We start from the raw sequence: 20270 nt of genomic DNA, 5'->3' as shown, positions 1-20270 counted from the left end.
AACCCAGTAAACTGCGCCACGATTTTTCTTGAGTGTTTCCCATGCAAATTGCTTTGGCGCCCATGGAAGGGTTGGTCGACAACATCCTGCGGGACGTGTTGACCCGCGTGGGCGGTATTGATTGGTGCGTGACCGAGTTTATTCGCGTCAACGACCGCCTGCTCACCCCGGCCTATTTCCACAAGCTCGCCCCCGAACTGCTGCACGGTGCCCACACCGCAGCGGGCGTGCCATTGCGCGTGCAGTTGCTGGGCTCCGACCCGGTGTGCCTGGCGGAAAACGCAGCGCTGGCGTGTGAGCTGGGTTCCGAGGTGATCGACCTGAACTTCGGCTGCCCGGCCAAGACCGTCAATAAATCCCGTGGCGGTGCGGTATTGCTCAAGGAGCCGGAGCTGCTTAACCAGATCGTCGAGCACGTGCGCCGCGCCGTGCCGGCGCATATCCCGGTCACTGCGAAGATGCGCCTGGGCTTCGACAGCCCCGACGGCGCGTTGGTGTGTGCCACGGCCCTGGCTGAAGGCGGCGCGGCGCACATCGTGGTGCATGCGCGCACCAAGACCGATGGCTACAAACCGCCGGCCCATTGGGAGTGGATCCCGCGGGTGCAGGACGTGGTCAAGGTGCCGGTGTTTGCCAATGGCGACATCTGGAGTGTCGAAGACTGGAAGCGTTGCCGCGAAGTCAGCGGCGCCGAAGACATCATGCTCGGCCGTGGCCTGGTGGCCCGCCCAGACCTGGCGCGGCAGATCGTAGCGGCGAAGGCGGGTGAAGACGTGGTGGAAATGACCTGGGCGCAGCTGCAGCCCATGCTCCATGAGTTCTGGCGCCAATCGGTGGCGCAACTTACCGAAAAGCAGGCACCTGGCCGTTTGAAGCAGTGGCTGGCGATGCTCACGCGCAACTATCCCGAAGCGGTCGAGCTGTTCACCGCGCTGCGCCGTGAAACCGGGCTGGAGCAGGTCAGCCGCTTGTTGGGTATGAAGCATCCCGACCCAGCGTAGTGACGTGATCACAGCCGCCTTTGTTGCAAAAATGCTCCGTATTGAAAGATACGGAGCATTTTTGCATTTAAAGGTATTGCCGGGGAGGCTCACCAAGCTTGAGAGGTGGCGTTTTTTTGCCGTCTGAGGCTTTTTTGAATGTTGGAAAGTAACAGGCGCTGCCTACCGGCGTTCAGAAGTTACTACAGAGTTGTTCTGAAAAGTCAGTTGCTTGTTTTTACCGCGCAGCAGGTGTTGCGAAAGGTGTTTGGCTGAGTGCGGAATAGCATGGGTTGTTGTTTCGTTGTTCTGTTAACTATGTCGATTAATTGCAGCTTGGCAGTTTATAAACGCGTGTTTCTGTAGTCCTGCGAGCAGGGGCGAGCGATGCCTCGGTTTTTCGTGAGTAACAACGGGGAAAAGTCCCAAAGATTGATTTGGTTTCCTTATATGAAGCGCGATTTCTGGAACTCAATAGTCTCGTGCTCCACAAAAGTGGGGACTGTGAAGCAATACGGTTGCTTGCAGCACTTAAAACAACTGTCGCTGTTCTGGGTGTTTAATTGCCAAGGCTGCGCTTAATTAGGAAATTGTTAATGTCTTTTTCGATCAATAACTCGCCCTTGTTCAAAAATGATGCGCTGCCCCTTGACTCGAAACCGTCAAAAGGTCCCGATGTCGGTACGCCGCTTAGCATGTCCGGGGCTGGTCTTGGGCATACTCCATCCCCCCCCCAAACTGAATTTTCCGCAACGCTGCAGCGTGACGGGTTGAATAATGCCGGCGTGTTCACGAAGCTGTTTGATATGTTTGATCAGCTTGTCAGTGCCATGCGTGAGATGTTTTCGGGCAAAGCTGAAATCCCTAATCGATTGTCTCACACTGATAGCGCGGTCCCCGGCAAGCAGGACCCAGGCGTTCAGAGCGTCGCGCCTGCGCACACTCAACCGCAGGTGAAGGGCTCCTCTTCCGAGGTTCAATCGAAAAGCAAACTGGAAGAAGGCTCGCAGCCAAAAGAAGTACCCGTTGCAGGCGTTCAAACCAAAGAAAGGCTACCAGTCGGTGTGTTGTCCAAGGTTATATCGGATGTCGCGAATCAACTGAAGAAGAAGTCGAGTGAGGATTCGCATCAAACAGAACCGCATGCGCCCAAGCTAAGTGTTTTACCTCGGGCACGTGAGCCCGGCATTAATGTGACAAGCGAATCAAACCCACAGATCAAAGTGGAGGTTAATGTCAACCACTGCCACTGCCCTGACACGTCGATTGAAGCCGGCAAGGACTCGCGTGTCATCGCCGGTATGACGTCCAGGACTCACGTGCCTTTGCCGCCTGAAAGGCAAGTACCGACTGAGAGCGTGGAGGGGCATGTAAGGTCGCTCATCACTGGGGGCCAGGACGGTGAACACGTTATTGAGGGTAAGGAGAGTCATGTCGAGTCAGCCAAGACTGATAGCCAGGACGCTGAGCACGTTATTGAGGGTAAGGAGAGCCATGTCGAGTCAGCCAAGACTGGTGGCCAGGACGCTAAGCACGTTATTAAGGGTAAGGAGCGCCATGTCGAGTCAGCCGAGACTGATGGCCAGGACGCTGAACACGTTATTGAAGGTAAGGAGAGCCATGTCGAGTCAGCCAAGACTGGTGGCCAGGACGCTAAGCACGTTATTAAGGGTAAGGAGCGCCATGTCGAGTCAGCCGAGACTGATGGCCAGGACGCTGAACACGTTATTGAGGGTAAGGAGAGCCATGTCGAGTCAGCCAAGACTGATGGCAAGGACGCTGAGCACGCTTCCGATGACCTTACTGCGCACACCCACCGTGATGAAGTCGCTGAGTCTGAAACCTCTGGCACCCGCGAGGCAACCTCGGAGGTAAGCGCCGGGACCAAGCGTGGTGTGACCAGCCCAGGCCCTGCTGAAAATGAGAATGATCGCTGGAACCAGGGCTTCTCCAACCGCTCCCGGCTGAGGAACTGACACCCGGCAGGGTGTTTTAACTTCGCCGATAACGCCGCGTTTCCCCGGGCCCAAGTTTCGGGGAAACGTTAGAAAACGTGGAGCAAGTCATGGTGTATTACCGAATTGATAACATCGCTTACCCAGATGTGCGTCAGCTGCCAGGCATGGCTTTGCATGACGGTCCCAATGAGCGGGCGTCCTTTTACGCGCCAAGACATGCCGGTTCGCGGTCGAGCTCGATGCCGGTGCTCAGTGATAGGCCTGGGCACCCAAGAGCTGACAGCCTGGTGGGCAGGGTTGCCGCATTCCTGGCGGGGTTGGCCAGTGGTCCCTCGCAGCAGAAGGCTAAGGTCTTTCCCGATGTGCCCCCACAAACCCAAGTGAATCCTCAGTCGGTGAGGCGTGCCGCGCCAGCTGACTCGGCGCTCATGGTAGCTTCCGCGCCTGCGCAGGGGTATGGAGGCGATATCCCGGGCCTGTCCAATAAGCGAAATGGCGCAAAGCCTTTTAATATTTGGAGTGGATTCCGTCAGGGGCCAGGCGGTAACTGTGCCACGGTAGCGACGATCAAGGCTGCCATGCACAAATTCGGTCAAAGCCCGACAGACATCTACCGCGAAGTCAGGCGCCTGGACGGTGGCTATCGGGTAACGATGCGCGACAATTACACGCTCACATTGACCGACCGAGAGTTGGCAGTCGCCACGCGCGCTTCGCAGTTCATCGGCCCCGATAAGGGCATGCTCAAGGATGCGCACTTTTTGTTTGCCGTCAGTGCCAAGCGTGCACACGAGGAAAACAACGACACAACGGCGGGTGATAGCTTTGAAGCGGGTGTCGAAAGTTTGAATGATGGCGAGGATGAGGAACAACCTGGCGAGGGCTTCCTGCGGTTAGGGCTAATTCACTACATGAAAAAAGTCAGCGTGCGTGAGCTTGCCGAAGGTCGCCTGGGCGTGAGTAATCGGCGGGATCACTCGGTGGCGGTCATCAATGGCCGTGAAGAGACCTGGGGGCGGCCAGGCGCTGTGCCTCGGCAAGGGGAGGCTGTGGCACTCAAACACACGCCTTGCTGTCAACGCCCGGCCTCGCTCGGTGCCCAATGATCGGGCAATAAAGGATCAGCGTTGGCGGTAACGTTCAAGTTATCGCAACACATTATTTTAATCCCTCTTTTTAAAGTGTATTGACTGACTGCAGGAGTCATCTGTGTGGATATTGCCAGGCTAAACCTCTCTACACTTTCAACGCGCGCACATTCCCAGCCTTTTACAGGACCGGTCGCACACTCGACAGGCGTGAAGTTGCTGGATGTTGTCAACGCATTCAATGCCCCACAAAGACGCTTTGGTGAGGACTACGATGAGCGTCACTGCGCCAGTTGATCTGCCTGAGCGAAAGAACGGCGCTAAGCCCACCGATATCTTGAGTGGGTTTGATGCTGTTGAGCGCAGTTTTGGTGAGCATTTTGATGTCAGCCATCACGCTGCCGTGATCAAAATGATGATGATGGAGTTTGGCCAGCGCCCAACCGATGTATTTGAGAAGGTCACGCCGTCTGGGGATGGTTATGACATTACGATGAAAGACGGGTTTGAGCTTCACCTGTCGAATGCGCAATTGACGCGCACCGCAGAGGTCTCGCGTTTTGTCGGACGGGACAAAAGCATGGTGAGCAGCGCCAATTTTATGTTGGCGGCGTATATAAAGCGCAGGCAAATGACCAGCACGCCATCTGATGAACCTCAGCGTTTTGAGACCGCTTTATCGCAGACGCTGCGCAGGGACACGAGCTATCGGATCTTGAAGGGGATGGGCATGATTGGGTTCATGCGCATTGTCGAACCGCAAAAAATGCAGGAGAAAGGCGCCGTTGCCGTGGTGGATGACTTTTCCGGTGCGCTGGTGCTGGATGGGATAAAACACCGTTATGGCCAACAAACGCCGGTGGTCAAGGAGTACGGCTATAGGCTCGACAGGCAGACGTCGCACCCGCCGGCATCAAGCCCTGGAAGCCAGCGCTGGACGCTCTCGGACATGCCGGTGGGGGCCAAACCTGAGAATATCTGGGGTGGGTTCTATCAAGGTTCTGAACTCAATTGTGTCACCGTCTCGGCGATCAAGGCCGCCATGATGAAGTATGGTCAAAACCCTCAAGGCATCTACTCGCGCATCACCGAGACAGCCCAGGGCTATACCGTGACCATGCGCGATTCATGCACGGTGCACCTGACCCATGATGAGTTGAAACAAGCGCGCAAAGGCTCAAATTTTCACGGCGAGAATACAGGCCTTTTGAACGATGCGATTTTCTTGTACGCCGTGAGTGCCAAGCGGGCGCAAGTGGAGAATCATGATTTTGTGGCCGGGGAAAGTTTTGCGGCGGCCATGGGCTCGCTCAATGATAAAGAAACCTCAGGTGAAGCGCTTCGACGCCTCGGGTTGTTTGCCTTTACCTACAATAGCAGCGCGCAAGAGTTGGCCAGTGGCGTTCCAGGCACCCTCGCCAATCATGACCACTCCGTAGGTGTTTTTGATGGGTTTATCGATTTTTATGGCTCAAAAATGAAACTGGCCGGGTCGGATTGGATGAAAGACACGCACGCATTAAAGCTGGTTTAAACCGCACCTCGATTTTGCACCATCAGTTGCCTGAACCCCTCAATCGGCAGCGGCCGACTGTGCAAATACCCCTGGAACAAATGGCACCCCAGCTTTTGCAGGAACGCCAGTTGTTCCAGGGTTTCCACGCCTTCGGCAATCACATCAAGGTTGAGGCTGCGCGCCATGGCCACGATGGCGCGGATGATTTCCGCGTCGTTGGGGTCATGGGTGGCGTCGCGCACAAAGGACTGGTCGATCTTCAGCGCATCCACCGGCAAGCGCTTGAGGTAGGTCAGCGATGAATAGCCGGTGCCGAAGTCATCCATGGCAAAGCTCACGCCGAGTTTTTTCAGGCGGCGCATCTTCGCCACGGTGTCGTCCAGGTTCTGTATGACGATGCCTTCGGTGATTTCCAGCTTCAACAGGCTACAAGGCAGGTGATGCTGTTTAAGGCTGCGTTCTACCCGCTCCACGAAGTCGTTCTGGCGAAACTGCCGGGGGCTGATATTCACGCACAGGCTGAAATCCAGCGGGTTTACCAGGCCATCGGCAATCAGCTGCGCAAAGGCGCCGCAGGCTTCATCGAGAATCCAGGTGCCGACCTCCAGGATCAGGCCGCTGTCTTCCAATACCTTGATAAATTCGGAGGGGGACTGCGCGCCCAATTGTGGGTGTTGCCAGCGCACCAGCGCCTCGGCGCCGACAATTTTGTTGCCGCGTGCATCCACTTGGGGCTGGTAATGCACGCTGAACTCACCGCGTGACAGTGCCAGGCGCAGGTCGGTCTCCATGCGCAGGCGCTCACTGGCGGTTTTCTGCATGCTGTTGTGGAACATCTGCGTGGTATTACGCCCCGAGTCCTTGGCGCGGTACAGCGCAATGTCGGCGCGCTTTAGCAGGTCGGCCGGTGTGGAGCCATGATCGGGTATAAGCGCCACGCCGATGCTCGGTGTGACCTGCAGGCGGTGGCCATCCAGGAACATCGGTTCCGACAGCAGTTCGCGCAACGTGTCGGCCAATACTTGCACTTGGCCGCTGACTTCTGCCCGTGTGCCGTCCAGGCCACTGAGCAACACCACAAATTCATCACCGCCCAGGCGCGCCACGGTGTCTTCCAGGCGCACACTGGCTTCCAGCCGCGCAGTGACTATTTTCAGCACGGTGTCGCCCACCGGGTGACCGAGGGAATCATTGATGTGCTTGAAGTGGTCAAGGTCGAGGAACAATAACGCGCCGCGCAGGTTATGGCGCTTGAGCAGGGCGATCTGCTGGCTGAGACGGTCCATCAACAGCGCACGATTAGGCAGGTTGGTGAGCGGGTCGTGATAGGCCAGGTGGCGAATCTGCGCCTGGGCGTTTTTCAACAGGCTCACATCCCGTGCAGTCAACAGCAGGCACGGGGTTTCATTGAGGGTGATGGGTTCGACCGAGACTTCCACCGCCAACACTTCACCGCGCTTGTTGTGCCAGAGCATTTCCAGGTGATGAATACGGCCCTTGATCTGCAGTTCGGCCAACAATGCCGCGCGCTGGTTTTCATCGGCCCAGATGCCGATCTGGTAGAGCGTGAGGCCGATGGCTTCTTCGGCGCGGTAGCCGGTCAGGCGGCAGAAGCCATCATTGACCTCGACATAACGGCCGGTGTCGCGTTCGGTAATGGAAATCGCATCGGGGCTGGAGTGAAAGGCCTTGGCGAACTTCTCTTCGCTGGCCTTGAGCGCGGCTTCCGAACGCTGCTGCTGGGTGATATCGCGCAGTGTGGTGACGATGCACGGCTGATCGCCGACCTTGATCAACCGGCTGGAAATCACGCAGGTCAGGCTTTGGCCGTTCTGGTGATGCACCACCAGGGCCACATTGCTCAACGACTGTTCGCGAATCACCTGTTCAATGCGTTGCAGGCGCTGTCTTGAATCGTCCCACAGGCCGATTTGCTCGGCGCTGTTGCCGATCACTTCAGCGGCGGTCCAGCCAAACGTCTGGGTAAAGGCCGGGTTGATCTCGATAAACACGCCGCTGTCCAGGCAGGTCACGCAGATCGGGTCGGGGCTGGCCTGGAACAGGCTGGCGAATTTTTCTTCGGAGGCGGTCAGGCGTTGTTCGCGTTCAACCTGGTCGGTGATATCGAGCAAGGTGCCGGCCATGCGCAGCGGCTTGCCGGCGTCATCGCGGTACAGGCGTGCGCGGCTTTCCAGGTAGCGCGGGCTGCCATCTTCCATTTCCACGCGGTAGGTCAACTGGTAGTTGCCGTCCGGGCCTTCGCGCAGGCTGCGGTAGGCATTGCGCATACCCTCGCGGTCGGCATCGGACATGCCTTCAAAAAACGCATCGAAGGACTCGTGGAAAGGCTCAGGAGGCAGGCCGTGCAGTTGGGCGGCGCGGGCCGAGCCGTAGAGCATGCCGGTGGGGATGTGCCAGTCCCAGGTGCCCAGTTGCGCCGAGTCCAGGGCCAGGTCGAGGCGCTCCTGGCTGTCCTTGAGGGCCTGCTCGGCGTTCTTGCGGTCGGTGGTGTCGAGGAAGGTGCTGATCAGGTAAGCCTCGCCCTCAAGTTCGACCTTTTGCGCGCAGAGGGTGCCATCGTGAATCTGGCCGTTGCTGGCGCAGAACTGCACGTCCATGGTGATCGGCTCGCCCTTGCGCTGGGTGGCCTTGACCAGCAGCGCGCGCTGCTCAGGGTGGCGCCACAGGCCCAGCTCCAGAGTGGTGCGGCCAATGGCCTCGGCGACGGGCCAGCCAAAGTGAATCTCGAAGTACTGGTTGGCTTCGCTGATGCGCCCGTCAGATTGGCGGGTGAGCAACACCATGTTGGGGCACAGGTGAAACAGCGTGGCGAAGCGTTTTTCGGAGTGCATGAGGGCATGTTCGCGCTCGCGCTGGCGAGTGGTCTCGCGAATTACGCCGATCATGCGGCGCCGGCCGGTTTTGTCCGGCGTCAGGCTGCCGTTGATTTCCAGCCAGTGATGGCTGCCATCCGGCCATTGAATGTGGTGGTGCATGGCCTGCTCGAACGGCTCGCCCGCCAGCACCGCATGAAACGCGCGCACCACCCGGGCGCGGTCCTGGGGCGCCAGCAAGTCCAGGTAGTCCAGGTCTTTGGGCAGTGGTTGTCGAGGGTCGTAGCCGAACAGCGCCTGGGTGCCGCGCGACCAACTGATCCTGCCGGTATCGATTTCCCAGCACCACGCCCCAAGGCGGGCAGCATTGAGGGCTGCCAGCAATTGCGGAGCACTTTCCCAGCTTTGTTCCGCCTCTTGAGGGTCCAGGGCGTAAATGCGCGGCAGGGGCGGTACGGAATCGACGGGGTTGCGCATTATCAAAGGGCCTTGGCTCGATGGGCGTTCGGCACGGGGTTATTCAGGCTCTATGGGCCGCACAGCTTCATGCCGGTATCCCTGGCAGATCGACCTGTGCATCCAATAGGCTCATGAAAGCCCGCGCAGCGTTCGACAGCGTCCTTTCGGTGTGCACGATATAGCCTAGCTGGCGACTGAGCTGTATGCCCGGCAAAGCGATACTCGCCACCTGATCATCGAGCATGGTGCGCGGTAACACGCTCCAGGCCAGGCCGATGGAGACCATCATCTTGATGGTTTCCAGGTAGTTGGTGCTCATCGCGATGTTGGGCGTAAGGCCCTGCGCTTCGAACAGCCGGCTGACGATATGGTGGGTAAAGGTGTTGCCGCCTGGGAATACCGCCGGATGCTTGGCAATGTCGGCCAAGTTGACGATGCCGTTGCCGTTCAAGCTGTGTTCCGGCGCCACCACAAAATCCAGCGGGTCGTCCCACACCGGCATGGCACGCACCAGGTTATGCGGGTCGGGCGCCAGGGTGATGACCGCCACTTCGGCGCGGCCATGCAGGATTTCTTCGTAGGCCACTTCCGAATCAAGGAACTGAATATCCAGTGCCACATTGGGATATTGCCGCGTGAAGGTGCGCAGAATCGGCGGCAGGCGGTGCAGCCCGATGTGATGGCTGGTGGCCAATATGAGCCGACCGCTGACTTCGCCGGTCAGGTTGGTCAGCGCCCGACGCGTATCGTCCAGCACATTCAGAATCTGATAAGCGCGTGGCAGCAGGGCACGCCCGGCTTCGGTCAGGCCGACTTCACGGCCCAGGCGATCGAACAGGCGTACCTTTAATTGTTGCTCCAGCCCGGCGATGCGTTTGCTGATGGCCGGCTGGGTCAGGTGCAGGCGTTCACCGGCGCCGGAGAAGCTGCCGGTCTCGGCGATGGCAATAAAGGCGTTGAGGTTGGCCAGGTCCATGGTGGTATTCCAGTTGGTAATCCAAAGCATAAAAAATATGAATTTGAGTTATTTAATGTAGCGCCATACCATCAGCCTCACAAGCCAAAGGGTTATTGAAAAGCCCGGCGTATAGATGCACCTGTGATGAGGACCGACTGATGGCCGGCAAAACGCTTTACGACAAGCTTTGGGATTCCCATGAAGTGAAACGGCGCGACGATGGCTCGTCGCTGATCTATATCGACCGTCACATCATCCATGAAGTGACCTCGCCCCAAGCGTTCGAAGGCCTGCGACTGGCCGGGCGCAAGCCTTGGCGCGTCGACTCGATCATCGCCACTCCGGACCACAACGTACCGACCACCCCGGAACGCAAGGGCGGGATCGACGCCATCGCCGACACCGTGTCGCGCCTTCAGGTGCAGACCCTCGACGACTACTGCGACGAATATGGCATCACCGAATTCAAGATGAATGACGTGCGTCAGGGCATCGTCCACGTGATCGGCCCGGAGCAGGGCGCTACCTTGCCGGGCATGACCGTGGTCTGCGGCGACTCCCACACCTCCACGCACGGTGCGTTCGGCGCCCTGGCCCATGGCATCGGCACCTCGGAGGTGGAACATGTGTTCGCCACCCAGTGTCTGGTCGCCAAGAAGATGAAGAACATGTTGGTGTTGGTCGAAGGCAGCTTGCCTTTCGGCGTGACCGCCAAAGACATCGTGCTGGCCGTGATCGGCAAGATCGGCACCGCCGGCGGTAACGGCCACGCCATCGAGTTTGCCGGCAGCGCGATTCGCGACCTGTCCATCGAAGGCCGCATGACCATCTGCAACATGTCCATTGAAGCCGGTGCCCGCGTGGGCATGGTGGCGGCGGACGAAAAAACCGTTGAATACGTCAAAGGTCGCCCATTCGCACCGGCGGGCGCCGATTGGGATGCCGCGGTTGAAGCCTGGAAAGACCTGGTTTCCGACGCTGACGCGGTGTTCGACACCGTGGTCGAACTCGACGCTGCCCAGATCAAGCCGCAAGTCAGCTGGGGCACTTCGCCGGAAATGGTCCTGGCGGTTGACCAGAACGTGCCGGACCCGGCTAAAGAAGCCGATTTGGTCAAGCGTGGTTCCATCGAGCGCGCTTTGAAATACATGGGTTTGAAAGCCAACCAGGCGATCACCGACATCCAGTTGGACCGCGTATTTATCGGCTCCTGCACCAACTCGCGGATCGAAGACCTGCGCGCTGCGGCGGTGATCGCCAAGGGCCGTAAAGTCGCCTCGACCATCAAGCAAGCCATCGTGGTGCCGGGTTCAGGCCTGGTCAAAGCCCAAGCTGAAGCCGAAGGCCTCGACAAGATTTTCCTCGAGGCCGGTTTTGAATGGCGTGAGCCGGGCTGCTCGATGTGCCTGGCGATGAACCCGGACCGTTTGGAGTCGGGCGAGCATTGCGCGTCCACTTCCAACCGTAACTTCGAAGGGCGTCAGGGCGCCGGTGGCCGTACTCACCTGGTCAGCCCGGCCATGGCCGCCGCGGCAGCCGTCAACGGTCGTTTCATCGACGTTCGCGAATTGATCTGAGGAATACCCGATGAGAGCTTTTACCCAACACACCGGCCTTGTCGCCCCTTTGGATCGCGCCAACGTCGACACCGACCAGATCATCCCCAAGCAGTTCTTGAAGTCGATCAAGCGTACCGGTTTTGGCCCTAACCTGTTCGACGAGTGGCGCTACCTGGACGTGGGCTACGCCTACCAGGACAACTCCAAGCGCCCGTTGAATAAAGACTTCGTGCTCAACGCCGAACGCTACCAAGGCGCGAGCGTGCTGCTGGCGCGGGAAAACTTCGGCTGCGGCTCCAGCCGTGAACACGCACCGTGGGCTTTGGAAGAATATGGCTTTCGCAGCATCATCGCGCCGAGCTACGCCGACATCTTCTTCAACAACAGCTTCAAGAACGGCTTGCTGCCGATCATCTTGAGCGATGCCGAAGTGGATGAGTTGTTCAAGCAGGTGGAAGCGGATGTGGGCTACCAACTGACCGTTGACCTGGCCGCGCAAACCGTGACCCGCCCGGACGGCAAGGTGTATCACTTCGAGGTGGATGCGTTCCGCAAGCACTGCCTGATCAATGGCCTGGACGACATCGGCCTGACCTTGCAGGACGGCGATGCGATTGCCGCGTTTGAAACCAAGCACCGGGCGAGCCAGCCCTGGCTGTTTCGCGATGCCTGATTCTATGTAGACCGGACTGGCCTCTTCGCGAGCAAGCCCGCTCCCACATTCGACCGAGTTTCTTCAGTTGAAATGCAAACAAATGTGGGAGCGGGCTTGCTCGCGAAGAGGCCAGTAGCAACAACACAAAAACCAGGGACATCATCATGACCACCACCGCCCACACCCAAGTCGTGCAAAAACAATTCGGCGAGCAAGCCTCGGCCTACCTGAGCAGTGTCGTGCACGCCCAGGGCACCGAATTCGCGCTGCTCCAGGCCGAACTGGCCGGGCAGGGCGCTGCACGGTTGCTGGATCTGGGTTGCGGTGCCGGTCATGTGAGTTTTAACGTGGCTCCGCTGGTTAAAGAAGTGGTGGCCTACGACCTGTCCCAACAGATGCTCGACGTGGTTGCGTCTGCCGCCAAAGACCGCAACCTGGCCAACATCCGCACCGTACACGGCGCCGCCGAGCGCCTGCCATTCGCCGACGGCGAGTTCGACTTCGTGTTCAGCCGCTACTCGGCCCACCACTGGAGCGACCTGGGCCTGGCGTTGCGCGAAGTGCGCCGGGTGCTCAAGCCGGGTGGCGTAGCCGCCTTTGTGGACGTCTTGTCACCGGGCAGCCCGCTGTTGGACACTTACCTGCAAACCGTCGAAGTGCTGCGCGACACCAGCCACGTGCGCGATTACTCCGCCGCCGAATGGATGCAACAGCTCAGCGAATCCGGCTTGCATGTGCGCACCAGCAGCCGTCAGCGCCTGCGCCTGGAATACACTTCGTGGGTCGAGCGCATGCGCACGCCAGAGGTATTGCGCGCCGCGATCCTTGCGTTGCAGCAGGCAATGGGCCAGGAAGTGCGCGATTACTACGAGATTCAAGCCGACGGCACCTTCAGCACCGACGTGCTGGTGGTTTTCGCTGAACGCTGATTGATTTTTCCCGACCTGCCCACGGGCGGGTCGCTTGATGAAATGAGGAACGCATGAGCAAGCAGATTCTGATTCTCCCTGGCGACGGCATTGGTCCGGAAATCATGGCCGAAGCGGTCAAGGTCCTGGAACTCGCCAACAGCAAGTACAACCTGGGCTTTGAGCTGAGCCACGACGTGATCGGCGGCGCGGCCATCGACAAGCACGGCGTGCCGCTGGCCGACGAAACCCTGGACCGCGCCCGTGCGGCCGACGCCGTGCTGCTGGGCGCCGTGGGTGGCCCGAAATGGGACAAAATCGAGCGTGACATCCGCCCGGAACGCGGCCTGCTGAAAATTCGCGCGCAACTGGGCTTGTTCGGCAACCTGCGCCCGGCCATCCTCTACCCGCAGCTGGCCGACGCGTCGAGCCTCAAGCCGGAAGTGGTCGCGGGCCTGGACATCCTGATCGTGCGTGAACTGACCGGCGGTATCTATTTCGGCTCGCCACGCGGCGTGCGCGAGTTGGAAAATGGCGAGCGTCAGGCCTACGACACCCTGCCGTACAGCGAGAGCGAAATCCGCCGTATCGCCCGTGTCGGTTTCGACATGGCCCGCGTGCGCGGCAAAAAGGTCTGCTCGGTGGATAAAGCCAACGTACTGGCCTCCAGCCAACTGTGGCGCGAAATCGTCGAAGAAGTGGCCAAGGACTACCCGGACGTCGAACTGAACCACATGTACGTCGACAATGCCGCCATGCAGCTGGTGCGTGCGCCCAAGCAGTTTGATGTGATCGTTACCGACAACCTGTTCGGCGACATCCTGTCGGATCAGGCCTCGATGCTCACCGGTTCCATCGGCATGCTGCCGTCGGCGTCCCTGGACACCAACAATAAAGGCATGTACGAGCCGTGTCACGGTTCGGCGCCGGACATCGCGGGCCAGGGCATTGCCAACCCGCTGGCGACCATTTTGTCGGTCTCGATGATGCTGCGTTACAGCTTCAACCTGAGCGAAGCGGCGGATGCCATCGAGAAGGCGGTAAGCCTGGTGCTGGATCAGGGTTTGCGCACCGGTGACATTTGGTCACAGGGTTGCACCAAGGTTGGGACGCAAGAAATGGGCGACGCAGTAGTCGCCGCGCTGCGGAATCTGTAATCTCTCGGGCCCGCTTGCAGTTGTTGCTGCAAGGCGGCCCACTTTTTAACAAGGTGTAGTTGCGATGAAACGTGTAGGTCTGATCGGTTGGCGCGGTATGGTCGGTTCCGTGCTCATGCAGCGGATGCTGGAAGAGCAGGATTTCGATCTTATTGAGCCGGTGTTTTTCACCACTTCGAACGTAGGTGGCCAAGGGCCGTCCGTGGGCAAGGATATCGCCCCGCTCAAGGACGCCTACAGCATTGAAGAGCTGAAAACCCTCGACGTGATCCTGACCTGCCAGGGTGGCGACTACACCAGCGAAGTCTTCCCCAAGCTGCGCGAAGCCGGCTGGCAGGGTTACTGGATCGACGCCGCATCGAGCCTGCGCATGCAGGACGACGCGGTGATCATCCTCGACCCGGTGAACCGCAAGGTTATCGACCAGCAGCTGGATGCCGGCACCAAGAACTACGTCGGCGGCAACTGCACCGTCAGCCTGATGCTGATGGGCCTGGGCGGCCTGTTCGAAGCCGGGCTGGTTGAGTGGATGAGTGCCATGACTTATCAGGCGGCGTCCGGCGCCGGCGCGCAGAACATGCGCGAACTGATCAAGCAGATGGGCGCGACCCACGCCGCTGTCGCTGATCAACTGGCCGACCCTGCCAGCGCGATCCTCGACATCGACCGCCGTGTGGCCGAAGCCATGCGCAGTGACGCTTACCCGACCGAAAACTTCGGTGTGCCATTGGCCGGCAGCCTGATCCCGTGGATCGACAAGGAACTGCCGAACGGCCAGAGCCGCGAAGAGTGGAAGGCCCAGGCCGAAACCAACAAGATTCTGGGTCGCTTCAAGAGCCCGATCCCGGTAGACGGCATCTGCGTGCGCATCGGCGCCATGCGCTGCCATAGCCAGGCGCTGACCATCAAGCTGAACAAAGACGTGCCGATCGCCGACATCGAAGGGCTGATCAGCCAGCACAATCCATGGGTCAAGCTGGTGCCGAACAACCGCGATATCAGCATGCAGGAGCTGAGCCCGACCAAGGTCACCGGCACCCTGAATGTACCGGTGGGCCGTCTGCGCAAGCTGAACATGGGCAGCCAGTTCCTTGGCGCGTTCACCGTTGGCGACCAGTTGCTGTGGGGCGCGGCCGAGCCGCTGCGTCGCATGCTGCGGATTTTGCTCGAGCGTTGATCGCTTGAAGCCGTAAGAGAAACCCGCGCTCTGGTGACAGGCGCGGGTTTTTTATTACGCGCTAATGATCGTTCCCACGCTCTGCTGATCGTTCCCACGCAGAGCGTGGGAACGATCAAAGTTGTGTAGATACCTATGCTGCGATGAGGCCATCAGCTACACCACAAAAACCAGCTTAATTGCCTCACCCCGAGCCACCCGGTAAAGTGCCGCTCCCCCCGCAATGCCCGAGGCAGCCCCCCATGACCCAGACCTTTGAAATCGCCGTGATCGGCGCCACCGGCACGGTCGGTGAAACCCTGGTGCAGATTCTCGAAGAACTGGATTTTCCGGTGGGCACCCTCTATCTGCTGGCCGGCAGCAATTCGGCCGGCGCGTCCGTGCCGTTTCGTGGCAAGAACGTGCGGGTCAAGGAAGTCGACGAGTTCGATTTCAAAAAAGCGCAGCTTGCCTTCTTTGCGGCGGGCCCGGCCGTGACCTTGAGCTTTGCACCACGCGCCACCGCTGCTGGTTGTGCGGTGATCGACCTGTCTGGCGCCTTGCCCGCTGACCAGGCGCCTCACGTGGTGCCGGAAGCCAACGCCCATGTCTTGGACAGTTTGAAAAAGCCTTTCCAACTGAGCAGCCCAAGCCCATCGGCGACCAACCTGGCCGTGGTGCTGGCGCCGTTGCGTGAATTGTTGGAGATCCAGCGTGTCAGCGTCACCGCCAACCTGGCGGTATCCGCCCAGGGCCGTGAAGCCGTCAGCGAGTTGGCGCGACAGACCGCCGAACTGTTGAACGTACGCCCACTGGAACCGAAGTTTTTTGACCGGCAGATGGCCTTCAACCTGTTGGCACAAGTCGGCACGCCAGACGCGAAAGGTCATACAGCTTTGGAGAAACGTCTCGTACACGAACTGCGCGCGGTGTTGGAAACTCCATTGCTGAAGATTTCTGCAACCTGCGTTCAAGCCCCGGTGTTTTTTGGCGATAGCCTGACGGTGTCGTTGCAATTGGGCGCGCCGGTCGACCTGGCAGCGGTAAACCGTGCATTGGAAGCGGCACCGGGCATTGAACTGGTCGAAGAGGGTGATTACCCCACGGCTGTGGGCGATGCGGTCGGCCAGGATGTGGTCTACGTCGGCCGTGTGCGTGCGGGTGTGGATGACCCGGCGGAACTAAATCTGTGGCTGACGTCAGATAACGTACGCAAGGGCGCGGCACTCAACGCCGTACAGCTGGCGCAGTTGTTGATAAAAGGCCTTGCGTAAAAGATACTTGGCGGCAATTTGTAGATTGATTCTAGCCAGGCGCTATGCTTGGCCCCAAGCGGTAAAGAAGCGCGTCGGTAACCTATCGGCTCGCCATGCCTTTTGGCAGCGGTTACCAACCTTCTCGCAGGCCGGGGAGTGTTCAGACAAAGGATGAGGCTATGGTTCAAGTTCGCAAACTGGTGTTAGCAATAGCGGCCGCCTCGGCGCTGTCCTCCGGTATGGCGCAGGCGCTGCAACTTGGGGAGATGACCCTCAAGTCGAAGCTGAACCAGCCGTTGTCGGTGGAAATCGAATTGCTCGACGTGGGCGGCCTCACGGCTTCGCAGATCACTCCGAGCCTGGCTTCCGACCAGGCGTTTGTCGATGCAGGCGTAGACCGCCAGGCGTTCCTCAATGACCTGACGTTTACCCCGATGGTCAACCCCAGCGGCCGCAGTGTGGTCCGCGTCACCTCCAGCAAGCCGCTGCCAGATTCCTACGTACGTTTCCTGTTGCAGGTGCAGTGGCCTAATGGCCGCTTGATGCGCGACTACAGTGTGTTGCTCGACCCGGCCAAGTTCGAGCAGCCGGCGACAGCGCCAGCCGCCAGCGCGCCCGCACCGCGCTTGAGCGCACCGACCAGTACTGCGCGAGCCAGCACGGCGCCGACCGCCAGCAAATCCGCCCAGCACACCACCACCTCTCACGACACATTGTGGGAAATTGCCGAAAAGAACCGCAACGGTGCATCGGTGCAGCAAACCATGCTGGCCATCCAGGCGCTTAACCCCGACGCCTTTGTCGACGGCAACATCAACCGCCTGAAAACCGGCCAGGTCCTGCGCCTGCCAGACCGCCAGCAAGCCACCAGCTTGCCGCAGCCCGAGGCGATTGCCGAAGTGACCGCGCAAAATGCTGCCTGGCGCGAAGGCCGTCGCACAGCCAGTAATCCAGTAGCAGGCAAGCAACAGCTGGACGCGACCAAACGCACCCAGGCCGGTAATGCACCGTCGAGCACCACCGCAAAGGACAACTTGAGCCTGGTGTCGGCGGAGTCGGCCAAAAAAGGCGCGAAGGGCAAGGCCGGTGATAGCCGAGCGGTGAGCGACAAACTGGCGATGACCCAGGAGCAGTTGGACACCACCCGTCGCGACAATGAAGAACTGAAAAGCCGCGCGGCGGACCTGCAAAGCCAGCTGGACAAGCTGCAAAAACTGATTCAACTGAAAAACGATCAACTCGCCAGGTTGCAGGCCGGCAACCCTGAGCCGGCAGCGCAGGCAACAGCGGCGATGCCCGCTCAATTGGCGGCTGAACCTGCGGCTACGCCAGCACCGGCTGAGGCTGCCCCCGTTGCAGCCGCACCAGCGCCTGAGCCGATCAAGCCAGAGGCGGCGCCTGCCACCCGCGAAGGCAAGTTCAACGAGCTGCTGACCAACCCGATTGTCCTTGGTGTGATCGGCGGCGCGGCTGGCTTGCTGGTGTTGTTGCTTCTGCTGCTGTGGGCGCGCCATCGCAATGCGCGCCTCGAAGAGGAAAAGCACCTGCGCATGGCCCGTGCCCTGGCCGAAGAGCCAGCTTTTACGCCCAATGTGGATCACGACCTGCCACCCGACAGCTTCGAAGGCCTTGAAGTGGCAGCGCCGAACGTTAAATTGGCCGCCGCGCCAGCGCCGGCAGCCGTGGTTGAACCCGTGGTGGTGCCCTCGGTTGCCTCCGTACTGGCACCTTTGGCGGTTGCCGTCGCCCCGGAAAACTCCAGTGATGCTCTGGCGCAAGCCCAATCCCATATCGACCGTGGCCACCTGAACCAGGCCGCCGATGTGCTGGAGCAGGCGATCAAGCGCGAACCCAAGCGCAGCGACCTGCGCTTGAAGTTGATGGAAGTCTACGGCCTGCAAGGTGACAAGGACGGTTTCGTCACCCAGGAGCGTCAACTGGTGGCCAATGGTGAAAACCATGCCCAGGTCGAGCAGCTGAAAAACCGCTTCCCGGCCATGGCCGTGTTGGCGGCGGGCGTCAGTGCTGCGGTGGCGGCGGCGGCCCTGGATGCTCAATACGTCAAGGATTTGCTCGAAGACAAGCCCGCGGCGCCTGCCCCGGAACCTGACGCCTTCGACACCGATTTCGACCTCAGCCTCGATGACCTGGAAGCGGCGTCACCCGCCGTAGTCAGCCCGAAAGACGAACCGAGCTTTGAATCGCTGCTGCAACAGCAGACTGAAGCCAAGGCCAGCCCGGATGACCTGTCGGATTTCGATCTGGATTTGCAACTCGAGGCGCCGTCTTCGCAGGCCGATGATGACTTCCTGTCGGGTCTGGAAGATCAAATGAAGGACCTGCCAGCCGTCGAGCCGCCGACCTTGGCACCCACTGCGCTGGACGACTTTGACCTGCCGGAAGATTTCGACCTGTCCCTGGCCGATGAGCCACAAGCGCCGGCCGCTGCCAAGCCCGATGCATTCGCTTCGGAGCTCGATGACGTCAACGCAGAACTCGATCGCCTGTCCCAGAGCCTCGAGCATCCGCCGATCGAGCCTTCGTTCACCGCTGAAGATGCGGCGTTGGGCGCCGATGAACCGGAGTTCGACTTCCTTTCCGGCACCGATGAAGTCGCCACCAAGTTGGACTTGGCCCAGGCTTACATCGACATGGGTGATGCGGACGGCGCCAAGGACATCCTCAATGAAGTGCTGACCGAGGGCAGTGAAGAACAGCGCGGTGAAGCCAAGGAAATGCTCGGCAAAATCTAACAATTGACACAAAACCCTTGTGGGAGCGGGCTTGCTCGCGAAAGCGGTGTACCAGTTGAGGAATACATCGACTGACACGCCGCCTTCGCGAGCAAGCCCGCTCCCACATTAGGCCTGCGCATATTCTCCAGCGCCTTTATAATGCCCGCCTTCGCGCAACTCATCGGGCTCTCAGTTCTTGGCAAATATAGATAACGCGGCCGCCGAAATGGCGGCCGCAGGCTTTAACCGCATCGCCTTGGGCGTGGAATACAAAGGCTCGCGCTATCGCGGCTGGCAGCGCCAGGCTTCTGGTGTGCTGACCGTGCAGGAAACCCTCGAAAACGCGTTGTCGAAGGTGGCGGATTCGCCGGTGTCGCTGATGTGCGCCGGGCGTACCGATGCCGGTGTGCATGCCTGTGGCCAGGTGGTGCATTTTGACACCCAGGCCGAGCGCACGCTGAAAGCCTGGGTGATGGGCGCTAATATCAATTTGCCCCATGACGTCAGCGTGACCTGGGCCAAGGTCATGCCTGCGCATTTTCATGCGCGCTTCAAAGCCATCGCCCGGCGCTACCGCTACGTGATCTACAACGATCAGATTCGCCCGGCGCACCTTAACCAGGAAATCACCTGGAACCACCGCCCGCTGGATGCCGAGCGCATGGTCGAAGCCGCCCAGCATCTGGTTGGCGTGCATGATTTCAGCGCCTTCCGTGCCGGGCAATGCCAGGCCAAGTCGCCGATCAAGGAAGTCCATCACCTGCGCGTGACCCGTCACGGCAAGATGATTGTGCTGGATATCCGCGCCGGCGCCTTCCTGCACCATATGGTGCGCAATATTGCCGGTGTGCTGATGACCATCGGCACTGGCGAGCGCCCGGTGGAGTGGGCGCGGGAAGTGCTGGAAAGTCGCGTTCGCCGCACCGGCGGGGTCACGGCACACCCGTTCGGCCTGTACCTGGTGGATGTGGAGTACCGCGACGAGTTTGAATTGCCGCAACGCTTTATCGGTCCACATTTCCTCACAGGTTTCAGTGAACTTGACGGCTGA

General features: G+C 59.7%; 14 protein-coding genes. 12 read left to right on the top strand and 2 right to left on the bottom strand.

Going from position 1 to position 20270, the window contains the following annotated elements; all coding sequences use genetic code 11:
- Nucleotides 1-41: 41 nt before the first annotated feature.
- The 4 genes from ACTD9P_RS05910 to ACTD9P_RS05895 all read left to right on the top strand — a co-directional run bounded on the left by ACTD9P_RS05910 (nt 42) and on the right by ACTD9P_RS05895 (nt 5560).
- Complete coding sequence (locus tag ACTD9P_RS05910; protein ID WP_438867022.1) at nt 42-1001, top strand: tRNA dihydrouridine synthase; 960 nt, start codon at nt 42-44, stop codon at nt 999-1001.
- A gap of 575 nt (nt 1002-1576) precedes the next feature.
- Nucleotides 1577-2956, top strand: a complete 1380-nt coding sequence (locus ACTD9P_RS05905) for a hypothetical protein (protein WP_438867021.1) — start codon at nt 1577-1579, stop codon at nt 2954-2956.
- Between the two features lie 89 nt (nt 2957-3045).
- Nucleotides 3046-4044 carry a hypothetical protein gene (locus ACTD9P_RS05900; RefSeq protein WP_438867020.1) on the top strand — a complete coding sequence of 333 codons (999 nt, stop codon included), beginning with the start codon at nt 3046-3048 and terminating at the stop codon, nt 4042-4044.
- A 256-nt stretch (nt 4045-4300) separates the two neighbouring features.
- The gene (locus tag ACTD9P_RS05895) at nt 4301-5560 is read left to right on the top strand and encodes a hypothetical protein (RefSeq protein WP_438867019.1); all 1260 of its coding nucleotides are present in this window, start codon (nt 4301-4303) and stop codon (nt 5558-5560) included.
- Here ACTD9P_RS05895 and ACTD9P_RS05890 read toward each other — a convergent pair.
- Nucleotides 5557-8853 (bottom strand): sensor domain-containing protein, encoded by a 3297-nt coding sequence (locus ACTD9P_RS05890; protein WP_438867018.1) that lies wholly within the window; start codon nt 8851-8853, stop codon nt 5557-5559. The two genes, ACTD9P_RS05895 and ACTD9P_RS05890, sit on opposite strands and share 4 nt — an antisense overlap.
- 67 nt (nt 8854-8920) lie before the next feature.
- Complete coding sequence (locus ACTD9P_RS05885) at nt 8921-9811, bottom strand: LysR family transcriptional regulator (RefSeq protein WP_438867017.1); 891 nt, start codon at nt 9809-9811, stop codon at nt 8921-8923.
- Nucleotides 9812-9951: 140 nt separating this feature from the next.
- On the opposite strand from ACTD9P_RS05885, the gene leuC reads away from it, so the two are divergent.
- The 8 genes from leuC to truA all read left to right on the top strand — a co-directional run bounded on the left by leuC (nt 9952) and on the right by truA (nt 20270).
- Nucleotides 9952-11370: a 3-isopropylmalate dehydratase large subunit gene (leuC, locus tag ACTD9P_RS05880; RefSeq protein ID WP_438867016.1), complete on the top strand. Its 1419-nt coding sequence runs from the start codon at nt 9952-9954 to the stop codon at nt 11368-11370.
- A 10-nt stretch (nt 11371-11380) separates the two neighbouring features.
- Nucleotides 11381-12025, top strand: a complete 645-nt coding sequence (gene leuD / locus ACTD9P_RS05875; protein WP_094953214.1) for a 3-isopropylmalate dehydratase small subunit — start codon at nt 11381-11383, stop codon at nt 12023-12025.
- Nucleotides 12026-12171: 146 nt separating this feature from the next.
- Entirely contained in the window at nt 12172-12936 is a 765-nt protein-coding gene (locus ACTD9P_RS05870; RefSeq protein ID WP_438867015.1) for a class I SAM-dependent methyltransferase, read from the top strand.
- Between the two features lie 53 nt (nt 12937-12989).
- Complete coding sequence (gene leuB, locus ACTD9P_RS05865) at nt 12990-14072, top strand: 3-isopropylmalate dehydrogenase (protein WP_438867014.1); 1083 nt, start codon at nt 12990-12992, stop codon at nt 14070-14072.
- A gap of 64 nt (nt 14073-14136) precedes the next feature.
- Nucleotides 14137-15249, top strand: coding sequence for an aspartate-semialdehyde dehydrogenase (gene asd / locus ACTD9P_RS05860; RefSeq protein ID WP_017138739.1), 1113 nt, complete (start codon nt 14137-14139; stop codon nt 15247-15249).
- A 242-nt stretch (nt 15250-15491) separates the two neighbouring features.
- Nucleotides 15492-16502 (top strand): aspartate-semialdehyde dehydrogenase, encoded by a 1011-nt coding sequence (locus tag ACTD9P_RS05855; RefSeq protein WP_200432912.1) that lies wholly within the window; start codon nt 15492-15494, stop codon nt 16500-16502.
- A 161-nt stretch (nt 16503-16663) separates the two neighbouring features.
- Nucleotides 16664-19237, top strand: coding sequence for a FimV/HubP family polar landmark protein (locus ACTD9P_RS05850; protein WP_438867013.1), 2574 nt, complete (start codon nt 16664-16666; stop codon nt 19235-19237).
- A 208-nt stretch (nt 19238-19445) separates the two neighbouring features.
- Nucleotides 19446-20270 (top strand): tRNA pseudouridine(38-40) synthase TruA, encoded by an 825-nt coding sequence (gene truA / locus ACTD9P_RS05845; RefSeq protein WP_438867028.1) that lies wholly within the window; start codon nt 19446-19448, stop codon nt 20268-20270.

The organism is Pseudomonas onubensis (assembly GCF_965653655.1).
Taxonomy (GTDB): domain Bacteria; phylum Pseudomonadota; class Gammaproteobacteria; order Pseudomonadales; family Pseudomonadaceae; genus Aquipseudomonas.
The sequence above is the reverse complement of the archived record's forward strand: the minus strand, read 5'-3'. Positions and strand labels throughout refer to the sequence as shown.